Genomic DNA, 20,062 nt, shown 5'->3' with positions numbered 1-20,062 from the left:
CATATTTCGTCGGAAATGAGGAAATTCGCAGGCTTCCCAAGACTGGATCGGGGATCTTCGGTTCCTCAATGAAATCTGCCGATCAAGGCATCTCAATTCCCGATTGCGTATCGCAATCATACTTGTTCTGTTCCCGTATATGCTTCGCGCCTCCAACTGTGGCTGTTGCAGGTAATCGGGAATGGCAATAATTATTCGGGATTATGTGGGATTTGCCGGTTGTTGCGAGTTTTGTCCGGGCAACCGCGGAACGCCATATCTTCAGGGCTCGTCACGCATATAGCACGGAACCATAACCGTAGCGCTCACTTAACTTGTTCCCAAGAACATGACGGTGCTTGTGTTCAAAACTGATGAACTCGCCCAGAGTCGTCGAACTTTCGCGTGGCCAGAGCAACTGAAGCCGCTTAAGTTTAGTCGGCACCCTGATTCCGGACACCTCGGCCCGGGTGATTATATCTACAATATCATCCCAGGCTTTTTGCATTTCGTGAGCGACTGCATACTCTATAATGTCGGCCTTCTTCTTTTCGTCCGTGGGCGAATTGAGCGAAACATTGTCCAACTCGACCTGCGCCTTCTTGCGCATGTTCACCGCATTGGGCAGGAGCCAGGGCTCCACGTTCTGCATGTTTTCCGCAACTCTCTCGACCAGTTCCTCATCAAAGTTGCGCATGTCGAAACTGCAACCGGACTCGCTGAGCAACCGACGCAAATACTCCATCAGCTTCTTGCTGTCGTTGGGGAGAAGCTCAGGATATTTCTTGTAGATGTCAGCAGCGATCCGGCTACGATAATAGGCATTTCGTCCAAACTGCTCGAGCATGGATTCATAGTGGCGGCCTGCCATTTTGTCGCGCGCCAGATCGGATTCAATTAGTGAAGCGATAAGGCTATCAAGCGCCTCTTCACTGACACCCTGCGACTGCCAACGCCCGCCGTCGGCGCTGGCTTCAAGTGGCCGGCGCATGGTTTCGCCCAGACTTCCATGGAAGGCATCGTAGACTTCTGATGCGTGGATGATCTCCTGGCAGATATCCGACAGCATGCTGCGCTCTATCGGGCGGAATTGACCATTGGGGCCACACAGCCGCTCGGACAATTCGGGATGACCATGTGAAAGCCACTCGCGGAATTCCGCGCTTGCCAGGCGTTGATCGATCGTCGTGACCATTTCCGCCAGCGCCGGAATGTCATCCCCTGCGGGGCTGAGACCGTTGATACGATAGACGCAGGTCTGCAGAACCGGAGTTTTGGCTAGGCGCATGATCAGGAAAGCGGCAACGATCTGGTCTTCCAGTTGCGGCAGTGCGACGAAGGCCTGTTCACGTCCGAGCAGACTGAGTGCGCGAACCAGAATATTGCCGTCTCGGGCCGGCTTGACGTCCTTGTGGATCGAGCAAAAATCCGGGTTCATTGCCTCGGCAAGAAACCATGGGGTGGGATCCTTGATGAATTCTTCCCAGGCAAACGCACCTTCCGAGTTGTCAAAGCCATTCAATAGGGCCGAATGTACCTTCAAAGGCACCATGTCAAAGGGCGTATACGGCGCGCCGATGCGTTCATGTTCGGCTACGAGTGCGGGCGGAAGGGTTTCGAAATTGTCCGTATCAGACATGGAGGTTCGACGGGCGGGCCGGTGCGCATCAATTTCGGAGATCTTCTTGTGGCCCAGGGTGTAGACGCCACGCAACAACTGCAGACCGCTGGTGTTGGCCTCAAATGCGATGATGTTGTCGGAGCTCAGATGTTGTCCGGCGCGCAGTTTACGACCCATTGTGTCATAGAAAACCAAATGGTCGCCGGCAGAGATCTCGAAAACCGAAAGTTTGGCTTTTTCGCCGGTTTCGTCGACCACCACATCGACAAAGTAATCCGGCGAGGACAGTTCAAACCAGCGATGCTCCTTGGTCAGGACTTCAATAAGGTTCTGCCCGGCATCATCGACTTCGTCCGCACTCCAATCGCCAGCCTCTGACAGCAACTGCTTGTAGGCAGAGACAAGGTTGTCACTGATCGACTGGAAGGCCCCCGGGTCGATATCGATGATATCGCTCCACTCGTTGGCACGCTGCCGATGCGCTGAGACATGTAAGAAATACAGTCCTTGCAATAGTGGCAGGCTGCCCTCAATGGTCAGAACGGCATTTTGAACCCGGTCGTTTTCCACCGAAGCTCGCATGATCGCTGTCGCAAGATCGTCCTTGCCGACAAGTTCTGCCTCGGCGATGTCGTAACCGACCGGGAAAATTTGCAGCGCATCCTCAAGATGCGGCACTTCCAGCCGAAAGCTCGAAATGGCAACGACCTTGTTCGAACCATCGTCGTCCTCAGCAGGCCAGCAGGAGAAGTACCCGGCCCAACCGATATGGGCATTGGGTTTTTTAACGTGATGGATGCGCTTGTCCGACCAAACGAAACGGGCATCCGGCTGGCCACCTTCGCCTTCGGGAAGGGCTATCACCACATTTCCATAACGCGTTTCCGGGCCGAGGCTGTCGACGTCGCGCATGAGTTCAAAGGTCTTGAGAGGACGGGCGGAATTGGCGTCATCAATCAACAATTCCACCGAATGCGTGTCGCGCGGCAGGCGTAACGCCCGCACGAAACCATCACCCGGGCCGATGGAAAATGCATCGACCACGATGCCGGATCGATTGCTTTCGTGAAACGCGGACGGTTTGAGGTGACACAACACCACCATGCCCTTGCGGTGTTTGACCAGTTCTTCCCCTTTGGAGAAAAAATAACCCAGAACCGCCTGGTCTTCGCCATCCCAGGCCAACCAGATCTTCTCGCTGTCACTTCCTGCCCGATATCCCATTCGACTCTTCCCCGCACTATTCAAATGGTTTATTGCTTTTTTATAAGTTATTTTGAAAACACGACAAACGGAATGCTGATTTGCCTTTGACTGAAAGCAACGACATCCATGTCGGCCTGACCGGACCAGTGCGGTCTGGAAAAACAAACCTGTTTGTCGACTTCGCCAAATGCGTCGAGTTTAACTTTCATGGTTTCCAGCAACTCCACAATATCGAAATCGAGACTGACAGGGTCAATCGTCGCCTACTCAGAAGTTACTACCGAAGCCTTCCGGACGCCACAGAAAGCGTCACAGATATTCGATTTAATCTTAATGTCAGTCTTCCGGATATGGATGGCCTGCAACCGGTCGGACAATTGGAAGACAAGCAGTTCACCATTCATGTCCGCGATGCCCCGGGTGAAGCGGCTTTTCCCGGACCGGACATGTCGGGCAAGGCAAGTCCACACGCAAGCAAGATGAAAGAACTCGACGAGTGGTTTTCGAAGGCCAAGGGGATCGTTCTGGTCATATCGGCTCTTAACGCCGGCACCGACGCCGGGTTCGAGGAACTGATCGAGAAGGTTGAAGATTTCTTCGAGCGTGCCGGGAAGCCGGAATTCGAGCATCTTGAGCGCGTGGCGATCGCCATTAGCATGTTTGATCTTTTGCTGCTTCGCTTCGGCAACCGATCGCGCGACATCGCCACGGAGCCCGAAGCAGTGCTGGCCATTCTGCACGCCCACATGCGGCCTGCCTTCGACATCATCAAGGATTTCAGGCCGTTTCCTTCTCAGGAACGCGAGATCGATCTGCGGTTCATTGCAACATCGAGCTACGGCTTTCACCCGCAACTCGGGTGCGCGAACATCGACACCAAGGCCGAGACCCTCAATCCAGAAAATTCGCGCTTTCCGGTTCCACTGACCCCGGAAAATGTGCGTTACCCCTATATGACAGCTGATCCTTTCATCTTTGCCGCACTTGGGCTCGAAAGCCCGTTTCTTTTCACAAGAGACGAGATCCTGAGCGGGATCATGCGACAGCCGCCCGCAATCGACCGCTTCAGCATTTCCGGCAACGGCATCACTTTCTAGATTTTTTTGGCGCGGCACCAGGTGGTCCACAGGGCAAGAAGATGTCTTGCCTCGGGACCATCTTGCACGGGTATTCTGGGTCAACATTCCTGCTGCACCGGAGCTGCAAAACCGGCCCGAAAGCTGGCTTCGTTTCACAAGAAACGGATTGACCGTGTCATTCCGGCTTGGGAGACCCCCTTGGCGCGCACTCAAATTTCGCGCCGGAAGTTGGGCCGAACCACCACAGGCCTGCGCCTGCGCGGTCGTTGTGCAGACTCCCCGTCATCGCTTTGAGATGTTTCCGAGGCTACATTCTCTGCGGAATCCGGCTCTGCTTCATCCTCAAGCACGTCTGTTTGGTCGGCTGATTGAACCATGGCCGGGTCCTGAGGTTTGGCATCGGTTGTCTTGGTTTTTTCAACCATGGAGACCGCCGTGCCAATGGGGGTTGCGTCGCGTTTGGCGGCACGGCCTTCAACCGTCTCATTGTGACGCTGGATTCGCCTGCCGATCTCGGCCATTCCAGCTTCCGAAATCGAGATCCTCTGCCCGGTCGCCTTTGCCAGTTGCTTGCGGATCAGAGTGTCCAAAATCAAGCGCATCTGGTTGCGCATTTCATGTGAATACTCCTCATCATAAAGTGCTGGCAGCCGATATCCCGGACGGTCAAACACGGCATTGAGGATGATATTCTTGGCGGCCAGAACCCATTCAGGATCATCCGGCTTGGCCTCGAGGTCGAGTTCGGAAATATCGAATTCATCCTTCCGCTGTGAAGTTTTTGCCATAATGCTGGCGTCCCAGAACAACTTGGAGAGCAAGAGCGACAATTCCTGCAGCAGGGCGAGCAAGGCCGGGAAATAATCGCGCGCAGATGCGGTGCCGTTGAACAGCGACTGGATCTTGCCCATTGCCGTGCTTATCGGGTCTTGAGACGGGTTGATGCGGTCAACCAGCCCGGAGATATCCTGACGGTAAGGGGTCATATCCAGCCCACGCTGCTCTGCCGACATGATGCAAGGTTCAACCACATCCGAACGCATCACCTCATAAGCCTGCGATATTGGATTTAGCCTTTGCGACCCGGTGAGGCCGGAAATCTCGGTGCGCAGCGTTTCGACGATCTCCTTGCGCCGGTCAGCCTCCTCACAGGCAGCCTCATAATTGGCATGCGACGCATCCAGCGCATCGATCTGACGGAAAATGGCCATGGTCGGCTGCGGTTTGCATGCTGGAACTTCGGATATGGACTGCAGATTGGCAAGAATCTCGGTCACCATAAGGCAGTAGTTGGCTGTCTGCTCGAAATTCGACTGGGACGGAGTGTCTGTGAAGGCATTGACACTTTGCAGGAACCCGTCGGCATCGAGCGCATAGCGGGCAGCCATGCCCTCACTGTCTTCAACCACCGCCGCCTTTATCTCTTCATCAAGCGCCGCGATTTCGGCCTGCAAGCTTGACTGCTGATCGCGCGCAGCCTGCAATTCCGCAAGCGCTGCCTCGTAGGCGCTCTGATCCTGCGGGGTCAGAGCCCGTATTTCGGCAAGTTTCTCCCCTAGCGCATTGTAGCAGGTTCCTATCAGGCCGCCGCCGGTGCCGGCCCGGCGCCTGCGGTTGCATGCAGGGTCATCGACAAGTTGGCCGGCCAGCCCATCGGCCTCCAATACGCCACGGCCGCCTGGAGCCTGATCGGTATCACCCTCCTCCTGGCGCAAGGCGAGCTCGAGCTGCCCGATCAGCGTCTCGGTCGCCACCCGCTGGTTCTGCCTGTCATTGACGGTTTTTGCGTGAGTTTCGACTTGAGCGGCAAGGCTCAGGGCATCGGCTTTAAGGTTGCTCTGCTGATCCTGGAGTTGAATCTGGCGGTTCTTTTGCTCTTCAATCCTGGCCTCAATAAGCGCTGCCAGTTCAACCTCAATTTCCATTTGGGTGTCTCGATCACGCAGGTCGTCGGCAAGCTGATTCATTCGCGCCGAATAGTCCTTGAGCGCATCATCATTCAACAACGCGTTCCGGTCGCGGCTATACCGGTCCTTGACATCCCTGTTGATATCGTAGGCATAAAGCCCAATTTGGCGCAGATTCGTCTCTGCGTTGGCGAGATCCGACCCGCCGACACTGAGAAACTGCTGGTGGTAGGATGCAAATGACGAAATCCAGCAGATCGCCACGGCAATGAGATAGAACGGCGTCACCAGCGCAACCTGTGGCATCCGCCCGGACGAAATGCCATCGCCCAGAACTACAGATGTGAACGCCAGAAACCCGACGGCAAGAGCCGTGATCCCAACCCATGCATAGGATTCGGTCAGGAACATACGAGCGCCACCGCTCGTTGCATAAACGGTCATCAGAAATGCAATGGCCGCAAAGAGAATGATCAAGACCTGCTTGAAGCGGGTTGCACTGAGGATCGGGGTCCCGTCTTCTGTTCTCTTGTCCATTTTGGCGCCTGCTCTCTCATACGTGAATACTAGCGGAGTTTATCCCCTGCGTCGCGGCGGGGTGCGGGTTGTCAGAACTGGGGCTTTCATGCCGGCCAGACGGGTGGCGACGAGGATCACCAGCGCCGCTGGAATGGCCATGAAAAGATGATGGCTGGTGCCTGCCGATAGCCAGGTCATGGGTTGCCCCATCACTGGCAAAAGGCCAAAGGCATTTGACCAGGCCAGAATCCATTGCATCAGGAACAGCATGCCTGCTCCCAGCGCGATCAATGCCAGAGCCTGATCCGCCCCGGTTTCGACGGGATCGCGGGAGCGCTTGGCCTGCAATCTGAGGTATAACTGGATCACCAGAAAGATGAAAACAGCCTGCAGCGCGATCAGAAGCAGCGCTGCGGCATTTCCGTGCCGGGTGGCAATGTAGGTGGCGGCGAAGTCGCTTTGAACCACAGGTACGCAATGCGGTCTCACCGGCCCCTTGAGCGTCGATGGCGTGCAACGAAGTGTTCCGGTTACCTGCTGTTCGTCCTCGCAGGCGATCCCCAGCACCTCGGCGATGCCTTCGCTCAGCCACTTTACCGCTTCGCCGATGTGATACGGCGCGGCCGTGAGTTCCTGGCTTGGCGAGCATGGCGCATTGGCAAGTGTGGCGCGGGACCGCAGGACATGGAAGTTCATGTCACGCAGCATCAGTTTTCGTGGCTCAGCCGGACTGTCGCTGCCATCGAAACGAAGATCCGACCAACTCATCAACCGCTCGACCGGGAGCCGCCGCCCTTCGCCCAGCACTTTCTCAAGTTCTGCGATCTGCTTTTCAGGACGGTCAAACCAGGACCAGTGCTCTACACCCAGCCCTGCCTTGGCCGGCACATCCTGCAGGGCGACTGCGAAGAACACTGCAACAATCGGCGCTACGATGGCCATGCGCGCCAACGCACCATTGATCCTTTTGCCGACCGCAAGTCCTATAACGATGATAACAAGCCCGGCGGTTGCAGCAATCAGAATGAGCGTTTCCTGCCGCCACAACGCCCAGGCCCCCATGAAAGCCAGCGGCAACCCCATCATAATGATGAGGATCGCACGCGGAATGACCAAGGTTCGCAGGAGCATGACAACAAGGGCAGTCAGAATCACGGCGGCAGCCAGCAGATACTCAGGCGCATCCTTTGCCAAGCGGAACAACTCATCAAGGCGACTGCCCTGTATCAGTGGCGTAAGCATGATGGCTGCGAACAACAGGACCAGCAGCACAAACTGCATGAGACTGATTCGCAGATCGGAGATTTGCGGCACATAGGCCAAAGGAATACGCTTGATATCGCTGAGATCGTCATGCTCCTCCTCCTTGATCCGCCACCCGATGGCCATAACGCCCACAACGCCCGTGATCGCGCTCACTGACGCGATGATGATCAGCGGCGAATAATCGGATTTGACCGCGGGAACGAACAACAGGGCAACGATGAAAAGCGACGACAAAACAATCGCGATCAAGGTTATTCCGAACCAGGCCTGCGCCAGAAGCCGCGCCCGGATGAGCCATTGTGCAAGTGCCGCGCCGAGCAACACCACGATGGCGAACTTGCCCGCTTCGACCGGCTGGATCGAGCCCCCAAGGCCGGTCTGATTGCCTAGAAAGAACCAAGCCGCAAACAGGGCGAAGACGATTGTGAGCAGCCACAGCGTCGGCGATGCGATGGAAGGCCTGCCCGCGAAATCATTGCCGATGCGCAGTTTGAGTGCGGTAGGCGAAACAATTGTGAGCGCAATCACGAAGAGTGGCAGCACATCAAGCACTGCGAGCTTGTGCTTGACAAAGAAGCGTTCCCAATCCGTGTTGGGCCCTTCTGCACTCATGGTGAACATGGAAATCGAACTCAGCGCGATTATGGCGGTCAACACGAACCAAAGGGCGGCGAGGTTGGCCCCACCCGAGCGATCGAAGATAACTACGATTGTCGCGCACACCCAGGTCGCGCCGAGACCATAGAACAGCCATCTGGATGCATCCGGCAAGTCCGTCATATGGCGGCCAATGGAAACCAGATCGGGCAGCAGCGCCAACAGCAAAACAAAGATGCCAGCCAGACCTAAAAGGATGGCCTTGATCACGCTGCCATTGGCACGCCAGACGGTAACGCTTGGAACCACCAGAATGATCAACAGGGACAAGGCGATCGCGGCACTTCTGGCCAGAACCTCTGCGCTCACGAGCCCATCCGTGCTGCCCACGAACAAGCGGTCGAGCGTTGAGGGCCGCTGTTGCTTCGAAACCTCTATCTGCACCCCTTCGATCGGAGTGTTGGGAGACGCATTGAGCGGCGGGGGGCAATCCTCCGTAATCGCCGCTTCCGCTTGGCCGCCGGCGGTTTGCGGACATGCACTTTCGTCATACAGGGCTATGCGCCGCTGCGGCGTGATAAGGATCTTCCATGTGCCTGACGGCAGCAGTTCAGTGGCAATCGAATAGCGGGTCTTTCCGGCTGTGAAATGGGTCACCTTGGGCTGGTCAAGTTGGCCTGAAGAAGCGACCGGGAACTCGATCCCGTTGCGGCCGAAATGCTGTCGGACCCGTTGTCCATCAAGCCAGGTCTCGAAACTGACCGGAACCAGCGCCGCCTCGCGGTAAATCGAAGCAAACAGACGGCCATCGGACAGATTTTTGCGGACTACGAATTCAAGCTCTGGATTGGCGCGGGGCATCGCTATCAGCGCGTAACTGTGCATGGTGCAGTCAACGTCGCCGCCAAGCACTGCAACAGTTGCCTTTCCGCTACGTTTGAACAGTGTATCGAGCGCGGCAGGCTCTAGGGTGCGGGAGAGAAAGCGAGCAGCCTCGTCACTGATTCTGTTCGCCTTCAGGACGATCGATGAGGCCAGACTTTGCTCGTAGCAACTCTTCGCCGGCTTGCCGTCAACAAGCAGCTCCGAACCATCGGGGTAGATTGTTTTGGAACTGGCCTTGCCGGTCCAGTCTTCGACCGAGACACTCACACCGCCGTCCTGCTGGACCGAGATCTTTACGAATTGCGCGCCCGCAGAAAGAACGGTGACGGCTCCTTCCACCTGCGAAATCTCATAGCGCTCGCTTGAGCCTTCTTCAGTGTGGCCGTCGAATTCAACGTTGAGATCCCGCAGTTCGGCAACCCGGCTGATCCAGAGCGTTCCCTCCTCGGATGCTCGAAGGCGTAGATGGCGCAGTTCAGCGGTGCGCGCGCCGGCAGGCTGAAGCAACTCGGCTCGGCCTAGGATCGCTTCGCTGCCTGCTGGAATTGTAAGTTTGAGATCCTTCAGCGCGCTGAACTGCGGCGCTTTTTCCGCGGCCACATGGAGGGCGAACATCCACCAGAAAATCACGGCAATGGTCGCAAGCCCCAAAACAAGGCGCATGGTGATCCCGAATCCCGCGGCTATGGAGCGCAAGCGTTTCATTGCTCCGCCTCATACAAAGCCAGCAAGAAGTCGCGGACGATCGGTCCGCAGACCGAACCGCCATAGCTTGGTGAAAAGGCCACCCGGCAAGCAAATGCCAGTTTCCGGTCAATGCCGGACAATCCGGCACCGGGATCAACATACCCAACCAGCCACGAGGCATAGGGTCCATCAGGCGGCGCTGTTGCATGGGTAAAAACCGGCGCTGTGCCGGTTTTTGCAAATATGGCATTGCGCAGTTCTTCCGGCACCTTCGCGAAAGCACTGCGCGACGTGCCGCCACTCTTGCGCACCACCGCTGCCATGCCGTCGCGGATCTCGCGCATCAACAAATCGGCCAGAGGCTGTTTGCCGTCGGGCACCACGAGGATAGGCTCGCCTTCAGCGGGATCGTTGCTTGGGCCGCGTTGATCTTTCAAGACCACATGCGGCCGGACAATCCGGCCGGTGGCCACAGACGCTGCCACCGAGGCCATGGCGAGCGGGCTGGCGCTAACGCTCAGCCCAATTCCGCCGCGTGCCAACCTGAGCCGTCGTGGTTCCCCTCGGGGGACTGGAAGGCCGGCCTCGACAATCATGGGGCTTGCGCGCCCGCGCCCGGTGGCAGGATAATTGACATCGAGCACATCGAACTCGGTCTTGCGCTCGACCGCGTCGGCGCTGCGTTCCGCCGGGAACAATCTCTCCGAGGTCTTGGCCAGCAACAGATCCGTGACCAAATCCGTATGCTCGAAACCTGTAGTGGGGTCGAGCAGCTTGTCGGCATCAAGATACATCGCGATGCCGGCGAAATACAGGTTGGAGGAGCGCTTCATCGCTTCGCAAAGGCCCGCACGCGGTGTCTTGGTTGTGCCGCAACCACTTTCCACACCGAGTTCAAGAATGTGCGCGATGCCGCTGCGAGCACCCGATGACGAGGAAGAATTGCCCATGCAGAAAACCACACCACCCCTAGCACCAGGGATCGGCAACGCATTCATTTTGTTAGGATCACGCACGTCATAATTCGGCTTGCAGCGACCGTTGAAAGCCGGACGTGTGGCAGCAATTCCAAACAGATCGGCCATCTCCAGCGGGCTGGCTTTGCCGAGCAACACGCCCTCAAGCGTCTTGTCGCCGCTGTCGAGCACATATTGGCTTGCGGTCAGCGCGGTTACCAGCTTGAAAGCCGAGCCGGGGGTTCCGCGTAGATCATAGTTGCGCCAGCCATATGCCGCCAGCGGGCTCTTGGAGGATGCAGTCAGCTCAAGGGTTTCAATGTCCCAGGCCGACATGCCCGTGCGCGGTTGCGGCAGGCTCGCCACGGCAAGAACATCGCCGGCATTGACGTCAGTCGCATCCAGAATGACAAGATCCGCCCTGCGGCTGCAACGCTCCTCGCCTTTCGGACATGTGTAGTTCTGTGTGAGCGCTGCAAGCGCCTTTTCCTGATAATCCGGAATGATCGTGAAAACCGGATCCTGGCCCTGATCGGTCTTGCTCAGCGCGGCGGCAACAGATCCGGAATCGCCGGTTCCAAGTCCGAGCAAACCACCAAGCCCCAGTTCAAAGGCCTTCTGCGTAAGCGCGCCCTGTGTATCGAGCACCGGCAGACCGCCGATTTCCAGTCCTTCGAGCGGTTCGGAGGGACGTTCCACCGTCTGATTGCCCGGGACATTCCAGTTGAGCTGACAGCCTGTGTCTTTGAGGCCCACTGCCGAATTGTCGGTTGTGAATGCAGCCAGTTCGCATGTCGCCCGGATACGCCCAAAGCCAAGGTTGACCATCTTGCCTTCGGTCTCGGGATTGCTCTTGCCAAGATCAGCAAGATGGCGCCGCAGGCCACGGTCAATCTTGATGGATGGCTCTATGACCAGCTCCAACTCGGCGGTTTTGCCACTGCGTTCGGTAAGAGAGATCAAGGTACCCGTCGGTCGCCCTCTGGGGCTTTCACCCTCGCAGCGTTTCCGTTTGCCGGTTCCGCGAGCATCATCGGCGCAGAAGACCTGCAGCGAAACAGCAAATCGGCTTCCCGCTTCGGCGGCGACGTCTTCGAAGGTGACATCAGGCTCGATGGTCAGAGCCTGCCCATTGATCCATATCCCGCGAACGGCGCCTATGGTGCGGATACTGATCGGCATCGCACCAAAGGTCAGAGAGGTTCGAAACCGGTATTCGCTTGCCTGACCGGTCTGGGTGTCGATGACCGGGGCAACCACTTTCCAGTCGCCGAAGAAGCTGTCGCTTTCGCTAGCCAGAAAAGCGTAGTCGAACTTCGAGATGGTTGCGGTAGAGACCGACTGCACTGCACGGCCGTCGGCAGCCACTGTGGCCTCCCACTTGTTGGGCAGACAGCGTGCAGGCACGAAAAGTCTCGCGTGGCTTACGCCATCCGCACAGGCTACTCCATCAGAAGATTTCCAAGCCGCGTCGGACTGCCGGTTATCGGAAATCGCAACGATACGGTAGCTCTGGTTGAAGGTGGCAACCTGTTCGCGAATGCGTTCGCCTTGCGCGGATTCGCAAAGCTCACGCACATATTTCCGGCCGGCCTCACCGGCGACGCCGCTGACAAGGGTGACCGTTTCGGGAGAACGAAGTGCCAGAGTGTTGCAGGCAGCATGCCCCAGGGCCAGAGATACCCCGTCACGCAGGGGCCAGATCGCTCCGCCCTCGACAAGGAAATTGAAGGTGGACGCGTCAAAGGCCAAGGCACTCGGTATTTCGACCCGCTCCATCCAGATACGATTGGCCTTGACCGTATCGGCGAAGTAATGCGCGCCGACATAGAGCAGGCCGACCAGCGCGGCCAGCGTCACGGATTGATAGGAAATGGTGCGCAGGAACCTGGCCTTCATGGCTCCCGCCCCCGTTCAAATGGCACCAGGACAAGGGGCCCAACCACCTTTCGTGTTTCGCCCGGACGGAAAGCCGAGACCGGCATGCCAGAACACTTTTCCGCATAGGCTTCACCGAGCGAAACCACTGTGTCACCAAAGGAAATGCGGCCGCACTGGTCGAGCCAGTCAAGGTGATAGCCGGCAAAGGATTGAAACGCGTCTGAAAATATCGCCTTCTCCCGCAATTCGGGCAATTCCAGATACCCGAATGGCTGGCCGTCGGCTCTACCGAACTCAATGATGTTCTTGTCGATGGTCCGGCACTTCAGGCCGCAGCCTCCTGGAGTCTTGAAGGGTTTGCCGGTTTGACCCCATTCATAGACATACTGCTCCCCCGACTTGCGGTCCCAGACCAGCGATACGCCGGGAACCTGCAGTGCATAGGCGGTAAGAATGTTGTCATGGTCGAGATCGATCCAGAGACGGTCCACATCGCGGTTGCGAAAATCATTGAGATCAAACAGCAGCGAGGTGATCGCGGCATTGCACCCATTTCTGGGAGACCAGTGCAGCCGCGATTTGCGCGCATCGACCGACAACTCCAACCTTCCGGGAATCTGGGCTGTTGCCACATAGTCGATTTTCCAGGCGATGTCGCAATGGCTGTCGATGCTAGCCACCCGGCTTGGAACAGGCTCATTGCCATGGCTGCGGGCAAAAGACAGGCGGGCATCGACACCGCTGCAGCGCGCATCGTCACCGGTTCTGGCCGGCATGGCGTCTTTTCTTATGAAGAGGAACGAGGATTGCACCTCCTCGCCGAAACCCAGATCGATATCGGCATGCAGCAATCCTTCCCCGGTGCCAATCACCAGCCCACCCTGCCCCTTGTAAACACCCGCGGGGCGGCCATCGAGCAACCGGGGTTCGACGTACACATCACGGTTGAAGGGGTCGGGATAATACCGGATCCATCCAATAGGGCGCTCGCCGCGCCGTGGAACAAAGATGCCCTGCCCTACATACATGTTGACCTGGCTGGATGGCAGCGACGGATTGACCATGCAGTCAACCCTGACCCCGATGGTCGGATCGAAATAGCCTTTCAAGGTCGAGCCCAGGCTTTCCGAGATCCGCTGTTCCAGTCCGCGCTCGGACGCTGTGTCACAGACCCCACCGGGACCCGACACGAATGTGAGATGCTGGAATGCGACCTCGACCACCTCACTGCCATTGGCAGTGCCAATAATCAACTGGTCGGTAATGTTGTAGAGAACCTCATCAACAGAGCCGCGTGAGACACCGAACAGACCGGAACGGCCCGTGGGGCTTGGATCGCCGCCGACAATCCATGCGAATCCCCGCCGCCGGTTGCGACGTTTCCTGCCGAGCCAGGCAAAAAGGCCGGATCTTGGCATGGCAAAGACCTTACGGCGCCAGAACGCCTGGCTGTCACGCAAATCCACCTTCGCCGGGATCATGATCACCGGACGATCAGATTCGTCGCTAAAGCGTACGGGGTTACCTAAGGTCATTACCAGTCCTGCGCATTACCAAGATCGGTCGAGGATCAATATTCGTGCATTCTTCTGGCCGCCGGGGCCGCTCCATCCCGGGCGCTCGCAATCTATGACGAGCTCCTCGCCGCGCTGAGGGGTCGTAAACCGCGTGCTGGCCGCAAAGGCCACGGTTCGGACACGGGGGATGTCTCTTAGTCTCTCGGGATCCTCGGTGGTGAAAACGCAGTTCTTGGCGCTTTCCACAGACAAGGGCCGAGGGGCAAACAGACTGACATCATTGCGCCTGAGCAAATCAACGAGCGCATGCCCAGCAATACCGTAGGCATCGGTTTCGGGACGATCGGGAAAGTAGGCTTCGAGCCGGCGCCAAAAACAGATCAGTTTGTCGAGATCACCATTGGCGAGCGCCGGCAGCGGATCAATCCGCTCGTTCGCAAGACCTTCGATCAGTTCGGTGATGCGTTTGTGCGCACGATCAACCTCGTCGGCGCTGTCGCTTGAGGCGAATACCGGCGGCGCAATTGCCGTAAGAGCCTGATGGGCAGCGTGAAGCATTGGCTCGCGCAGTGTCTCCAACACCGATGAACCGGTGTAGCTGGCAGCGGCGGCAGTCTCTGCTCGGAGCTTCTCGGGCCAATCTTCAGGAAGGCGCCCATTTGCGGTCCAGCCGGTGACATTGGCGACCTCATGGCGCAGCTTGTTGTTTTCGCGGCGCACCGCGACCAACAGCTTCTCGTTCTGGCGCAGCCGCCAAAAAAGCCAGACTGCACTCCCGCCCAGGACAAGCAGTGCCAAGATGGACAGGCCTTGCGCTAAACCGGATGTGAACTCAATACCAAACACAACCATTTCCGTTCTCTAGGTGCCCGCCAGGCGACTTCGCGGCTGTCGGACGATGATGTCGCCGACGGTAAACTCGACTTCAGAATTCCTGCGCTTCCAGGAGATTTCGACATTCTGGTCCTGACCGCCCGCCAGACCGCCGGGTTTGACTTGCGACTGATCGACAACCACATTTTGGCCGAAAATTCCAAAAAGGTGGACAATCTCATCCCGGGTGATGTCGTTTTCGCTGCCAACATCATCGAGACCGGGCAGCACACGGCTTAACCACCGGTTGGGAAGGAAACGCACGATTTTGTTTCCCTCGGACCTCGAACGCGTGTCGAGGTATTCGATCTCGGAGACAACACCACGGCCTTCATCATGCAGCACCAACGCATAGGAGTGATCGGCACCATCGGTGATTTCCAGGCCTGACGTGGCAAGCCTTGCTGCGCCGTAGACTGTGGCGTTCTTCATGTCATCGGCGCTGAACGGGCGGTGCGGCGCTGCGTCAACGGGCTGGCCGAGCAACTGTGCGGTGTTGCCAATGCCGGTGAACACCGAAGGCCAGAGGCTGGCGCGGCCCGTGACAACCCATTGCGGATCCTCAAGACCAAGCCGTCGCGCCTCGCGAATCAGCATTGCCGGAACCGCATAACCGAGCGTACGGGCCACGGTCTTGGGATTGGTTTGGGACGGATTGGCCACCGGCTCGTCTGCATCTAGCAATTCCGGCGAGATTTCCATCCAAACCGCCTGCCCACCGGTCGACATCGTTCTTACGCAAAGATGCACAAGCTCATTGGATCCAGGAATTGGCGTCCTGCGTTCGCTCAACGGTTGACCTGGAGAGGCACTGCGCAAGATTTCGTTGAGTTCCACTGTGAATGCACTTCCCACACCTTCACGAGCCCAGCGGAATTCCCCGTCAGCGCCTGCTTTTTCCATCAGAGCCTCCGAAAGCACCCGCTTGGCTTGCTGAATCCGTGGTAAGAGGGTGGTCTTGAGTGCTTCATCGCGGACAAAACGACGATCGAGTTCGAGATCTTCAAACACCGGATCCGTGCCAGAGAACAGCTCACGCAGATTGGAAATCAGTGTCGCGAGCAGCGCCTCGTCGAGATTCGCGCCGCCGATTGTTGCACCGAAATGTGCGAAGACCTTCCAGCTTTCGATGCTGTCGTGGCGCATCTTCACTTCGATAAGGCTCGCATCGACAGTGCTCGCGCCGACATCGATACAGGCGAACATCCGGGTCCCCTCGTAGCGCAAAGGCGAACGGGAGATGCCGAAATAGGCAGCAGAGAGCGCTTCCGGAATCAGCTTTGGTTCCCGCGCGGCGCGAGAATCCTCAGCACCGGTCAGCCCCTTGGCGAAAGATCTGGCCGCGTTCTTGTAAAGCTCGCGCTTATGATGGGCGATGCCGCTTGGATGGGTGACAACAACCTGTACATCACTGTCCGCACTCTCCAGCCATTGATCAAAGCGCTCATCCCCCATTTCACTGACCACAGGGCCATCAAGCTGGTCTTGGGCGTAAAACAGCGAGTTGGGTATGATGTAGGAGCCCAATTCATGGAACGCATCGGCAGTAAGTGCCGAAAGATTGATCTCGCGGGTGGTCTGCAAACCGTTCGCCGTGCGCTCGATGACGGGTTGCTTGATCCGGTATTTGAACTCCGGATCCGCATTCATCAGCATGCGCTTGAGGTCGGGTATCATGATGGTCTGCAAATGAAGATAATTGGCGGTATCATCATCGGAAATGAAGTTCCGGTCGACCGGGATGGACACATCATAGGTTCTTCCGAACATGGCCATCCGCTTCTCGGCAGCCTGTAGCTTCGTGCCTACGCAAGCCAGGTTGCCATAGGACAAGGGTGCCTTGCGGGAACGCAGATGGCGGGACGGATTGAGGCCGATTGTCGACGGGATGAGGACATTCTGCCAACGCTTCTTGTTCGGATCATATTCCGAATGCGCACCTGCCAGGCTGTAGGCATAAGATCCAAGCGGAATGAGTTCGCGTGCCAGATTGCGTTCAACCCGTCCGAACCACGCCGCAATGGCGGATGCCCCATAGTCAAGGCAAATCAGGTATTTGGGGTCCCGCTGCCGCAGTACGATATCAACGGCGATCATCCCGTACTTATGTTCGAAAAGATCGTCCTCTGCGACGAGAGACATTCCGGCCCGAACCTTCAGGCGCCGCGCCTCAAAGCGGACAAAGAGCTGATAGCGGTCGGTATCGCCGGTCTCGTCAAGGGTGGTGTTGTGGAACGGGATTCGAATTTTTCCGCCGTTGCCCGGGTCGACCACGATGTCCTGGACCAGCTTGAAATCCGCCCGATCGGATAGCGACGCTTTCTCCCCCTCCGGCAGAATGTGCGCATGCGCCACCACATCCCAGCTGTCATCGAGAAAGACCGCGTCGAATTCAATGGTGTCGCCCAATTCGAACTGTACGCTGCCGCCCGAAATCGGAACCGAAAACTCCAGCGGAAAACGCTCGGCAAAGGGAGTGCGGCTTCTCACCATATTGGGCACAGCCGAAGCATCACGGTATTTCAGCGACAGGATTTCGCCTTGGCGCAACTGCAGATCGAAATGATAGGTGCCAGACAGTGGCTGCTGGCTGTCATCGCTGAAGGCACAGGTCCATTCGAACTGCATGCGCAAAATATCCGCGCCTTCAGCCGCATCGAAGACCTCATTGATGGAAACAATGCATCCGATCGACACCTCGTCACCCGAACGCAACTCGCACGCCACCCCGGTGTTCGCGCGAGCCATCACCGTGCCGACGCTTAGATTTGCTGAGACTTTCTTGACTTCATCATCCACCAAACAACTCAACTGACCTGAGACCAGTGCGCCGATGGGCGGGCCACCAAACTCCAGCCGGGTAAACGGTTGGGTGACGTTGATGGAAAACAGATCGACGTCGTCGCGATCTTGCTTCTCAACCCGGCTGAGCTCGGGTATCGCCACCTGCCTGGCCTGGATTACCGGCTTGGTCCATTTCAGCGTCTTCAGTTTCGGGCTGAGTATCTCGACCTTGAGATTTTGCGACTTGCCATCGGCCTGTTTCGACTGAAGCGTAAGCGAAAGCATGAAGCTGTCACGCGATGCCAGCAGAATCTCGTCTTCGGTCGGTTCGCGAGAGCATTCGAGAACCAAATTGATACAGCTGTCAGATCCCAGGTCGTACTGAAGCATGGACTCCCCAGTTTCCGTGCTGCGCAACGCCGCACGCAACCAGGGCGCTTCTTCTATATACCCGGCAACAGAAATTCGCAGTCTCTCAGACCCCGGCAAACTGGTATGCCGCAGGGCCAAAATCGTTGAGACCACTCCAAGATCGCCGATCACGGAACAGTTCTCAACGCGCAGCTGCGTCTTTTTCGGGTTACTTAGATCCCACTCCAACATCAAAGATCCAACGCCAATACTCATCCCTATAGTGAACTCGAGGATATAGTTTATAAACCCCTAACGCAACGATGAGACGACGCAGAATGGCGCCAAGGTAAATAGATAAAATGCAACCTAATTGTCTGAATTTGTTACAGATGCCACTTAAGTGGAATGGGTTCGCTTCCGATACGCCGATCAAGACTGTCATGGAGCAGAGAACTCCGTTTTTCTACGGATTCAACTAGAGTCGGCTCATCGCTCCCGCTGCTGATTGCATGCCTGAGCGCGCCCAGGTCCGGCGCTTCTATCGCACCGCCAAGATGCCCTGGAAAATAGCTCACCGCACCAGGCGTCAACGCGGGCTCAATGCCAAGGTTGAAGATAAATTGATCGTCCTGTCCCTGGCGAAGCGCAAACTTCCTCGGCAATGAGGCAATGACATCGAGGTCCGCCGCAATCAGCGCAGATGGAGACTGGCCCTCCTCTTCGGCGACCACTCTGGAGACCGTCCAGCCAATTCTTTTGGTGATGGCCTGGTAAGCAGAACCGAGTTGCACCTGGCGACGCCGGCTCAAATGATCGAACCAATCGATACCGCGCGATTGGAACTGCGGCAATTTCACCGATTGGGCGGACGCGGTCCGGGTCTGATCAAACACGAAGGCTTGGGCAATCAGTTCACGTTCAGCCCAAGAGAAAAGTCCACGTGGAATGTCGGCCCAATACTCGACCCCGGGGACCACCACGGTCCGCGACAGCAGGAACTGGCGGCCGGCCGCCCCCTCTCCGGCTTCGGCGCGATAGCGCATACGCATGATTGCCAGCCCTTCATCAACGGCCTTTACGATCAATGCGCCGCGCTGGGCAAAGGCCGGATCGATCATGCTGGAGGTCAGATTGGCATTGCCTAGAAAATTGGCGGGGATGAAGCGCAGCGGATTGACAATACCTGGCGTAATCAGATTGAGCCCATATACGGCGCTCTCACGCAATGGTCCATCCGTCGATCGTACCGCTTTGCCGTAGCCGACTTCTTCAAAGTGAAGGGTTTCCGCTTCATCAGGACTAGCTTTCACAGGTGTCTCCTTCACCAGCTTTGAAGACATGACCATTTGAATGCATGGACTCAACAAGAGCCGGTATTTGCCATTGGCCTTGCAAACTTGGCGAGCAAACGCAGTCAAACTTTAAGCGCAGACCGATTATGACCTGAGTGTGATTTGTTGCAAGTCAAAGTGAATAGTGAACTGATGTGGTGGATGCCCCCACCCAGCGGCATCGGGCATACTAAGACGGTTCTATATTCTGACATGCTCCCCTTCATTGGACCGCTCCGGGCGGGAACTCCCCGGGGATATTGAGCCTGCCCCGAATTTGGACCACCCGGCTGGAAAATTTCCCGGGGTTATTTGCTCAGGGTGCCAGAGCACCTTCGGAGCAGTTTAGCCGTGAAATCGGAGGGTTGTTTCCGATGGCACTATGACGGCGAACCTCGTTGTAGTCTCTACGCCATTCCCTCATCTTCAAGCGGGTGTCGTCAAGTGTCAGGTAGAAAGGTTGGCCAATGAATATTGTTTGAAGAATCATCCAAGGTGCGGCTGGCCAAAATCCTTGTAATTTCAAAGACTTTATGTTCAACGCGGATTGAGCGAGCTCAAAGGGTCCGCAATTTCGGATTGAGAAAGCTCACAAAACCTAAACATTCAATGTGTTAGAT

General features: G+C 57.0%; 10 protein-coding genes. 1 reads left to right on the top strand and 9 read right to left on the bottom strand.

The window, feature by feature from the left end; genetic code table 11:
- Positions 1-271: 271 nt before the first annotated feature.
- Positions 272-2,785, bottom strand: a complete 2,514-nt coding sequence (locus HPDFL43_RS10060; protein ID WP_156970251.1) for a hypothetical protein — start codon at positions 2,783-2,785, stop codon at positions 272-274.
- 125 nt (positions 2,786-2,910) lie between these two features.
- On the opposite strand from HPDFL43_RS10060, the gene HPDFL43_RS10055 reads away from it, so the two are divergent.
- Positions 2,911-3,903, top strand: coding sequence for a hypothetical protein (locus HPDFL43_RS10055; protein WP_156970250.1), 993 nt, complete (start codon positions 2,911-2,913; stop codon positions 3,901-3,903).
- A 191-nt stretch (positions 3,904-4,094) separates the two neighbouring features.
- Here the strand turns inward: HPDFL43_RS10055 and HPDFL43_RS10050 are convergent, their stop codons facing one another.
- The 8 genes from HPDFL43_RS10050 to HPDFL43_RS21655 all read right to left on the bottom strand — a co-directional run bounded on the left by HPDFL43_RS10050 (position 4,095) and on the right by HPDFL43_RS21655 (position 19,932).
- The gene (locus HPDFL43_RS10050; protein WP_007197216.1) at positions 4,095-6,329 is read right to left on the bottom strand and encodes a hypothetical protein; all 2,235 of its coding nucleotides are present in this window, start codon (positions 6,327-6,329) and stop codon (positions 4,095-4,097) included.
- Positions 6,330-6,368: 39 nt separating this feature from the next.
- The gene (locus HPDFL43_RS10045) at positions 6,369-9,764 is read right to left on the bottom strand and encodes an FtsW/RodA/SpoVE family cell cycle protein (RefSeq protein ID WP_007197215.1); all 3,396 of its coding nucleotides are present in this window, start codon (positions 9,762-9,764) and stop codon (positions 6,369-6,371) included.
- The gene (locus HPDFL43_RS10040) at positions 9,761-12,601 is read right to left on the bottom strand and encodes a penicillin-binding transpeptidase domain-containing protein (protein WP_007197214.1); all 2,841 of its coding nucleotides are present in this window, start codon (positions 12,599-12,601) and stop codon (positions 9,761-9,763) included. The genes HPDFL43_RS10045 and HPDFL43_RS10040 overlap by 4 nt, the downstream gene beginning before the upstream one ends.
- Positions 12,598-14,118, bottom strand: coding sequence for a hypothetical protein (locus HPDFL43_RS10035; RefSeq protein ID WP_156970249.1), 1,521 nt, complete (start codon positions 14,116-14,118; stop codon positions 12,598-12,600). Before HPDFL43_RS10035 ends, HPDFL43_RS10040 begins: the two co-directional genes overlap by 4 nt.
- 15 nt (positions 14,119-14,133) lie before the next feature.
- Positions 14,134-14,898, bottom strand: coding sequence for a hypothetical protein (locus HPDFL43_RS10030; RefSeq protein ID WP_156970248.1), 765 nt, complete (start codon positions 14,896-14,898; stop codon positions 14,134-14,136).
- Positions 14,899-14,961: 63 nt separating this feature from the next.
- Positions 14,962-18,147, bottom strand: coding sequence for an acetate and sugar kinases/Hsc70/actin family protein (locus HPDFL43_RS10025; protein WP_007197211.1), 3,186 nt, complete (start codon positions 18,145-18,147; stop codon positions 14,962-14,964).
- A gap of 347 nt (positions 18,148-18,494) precedes the next feature.
- Entirely contained in the window at positions 18,495-19,451 is a 957-nt protein-coding gene (locus HPDFL43_RS10020; RefSeq protein ID WP_156970247.1) for a hypothetical protein, read from the bottom strand.
- Positions 19,452-19,758: 307 nt separating this feature from the next.
- Positions 19,759-19,932, bottom strand: a complete 174-nt coding sequence (locus HPDFL43_RS21655) for an integrase core domain-containing protein (RefSeq protein ID WP_084594620.1) — start codon at positions 19,930-19,932, stop codon at positions 19,759-19,761.
- Positions 19,933-20,062: the final 130 nt, after the last annotated feature.

It is taken from the genome of Hoeflea phototrophica DFL-43, from assembly GCF_000154705.2.
Classification (GTDB): Bacteria; Pseudomonadota; Alphaproteobacteria; order Rhizobiales; family Rhizobiaceae; genus Hoeflea; species Hoeflea phototrophica.
The sequence above is the reverse complement of the archived record's forward strand: the minus strand, read 5'-3'. Positions and strand labels throughout refer to the sequence as shown.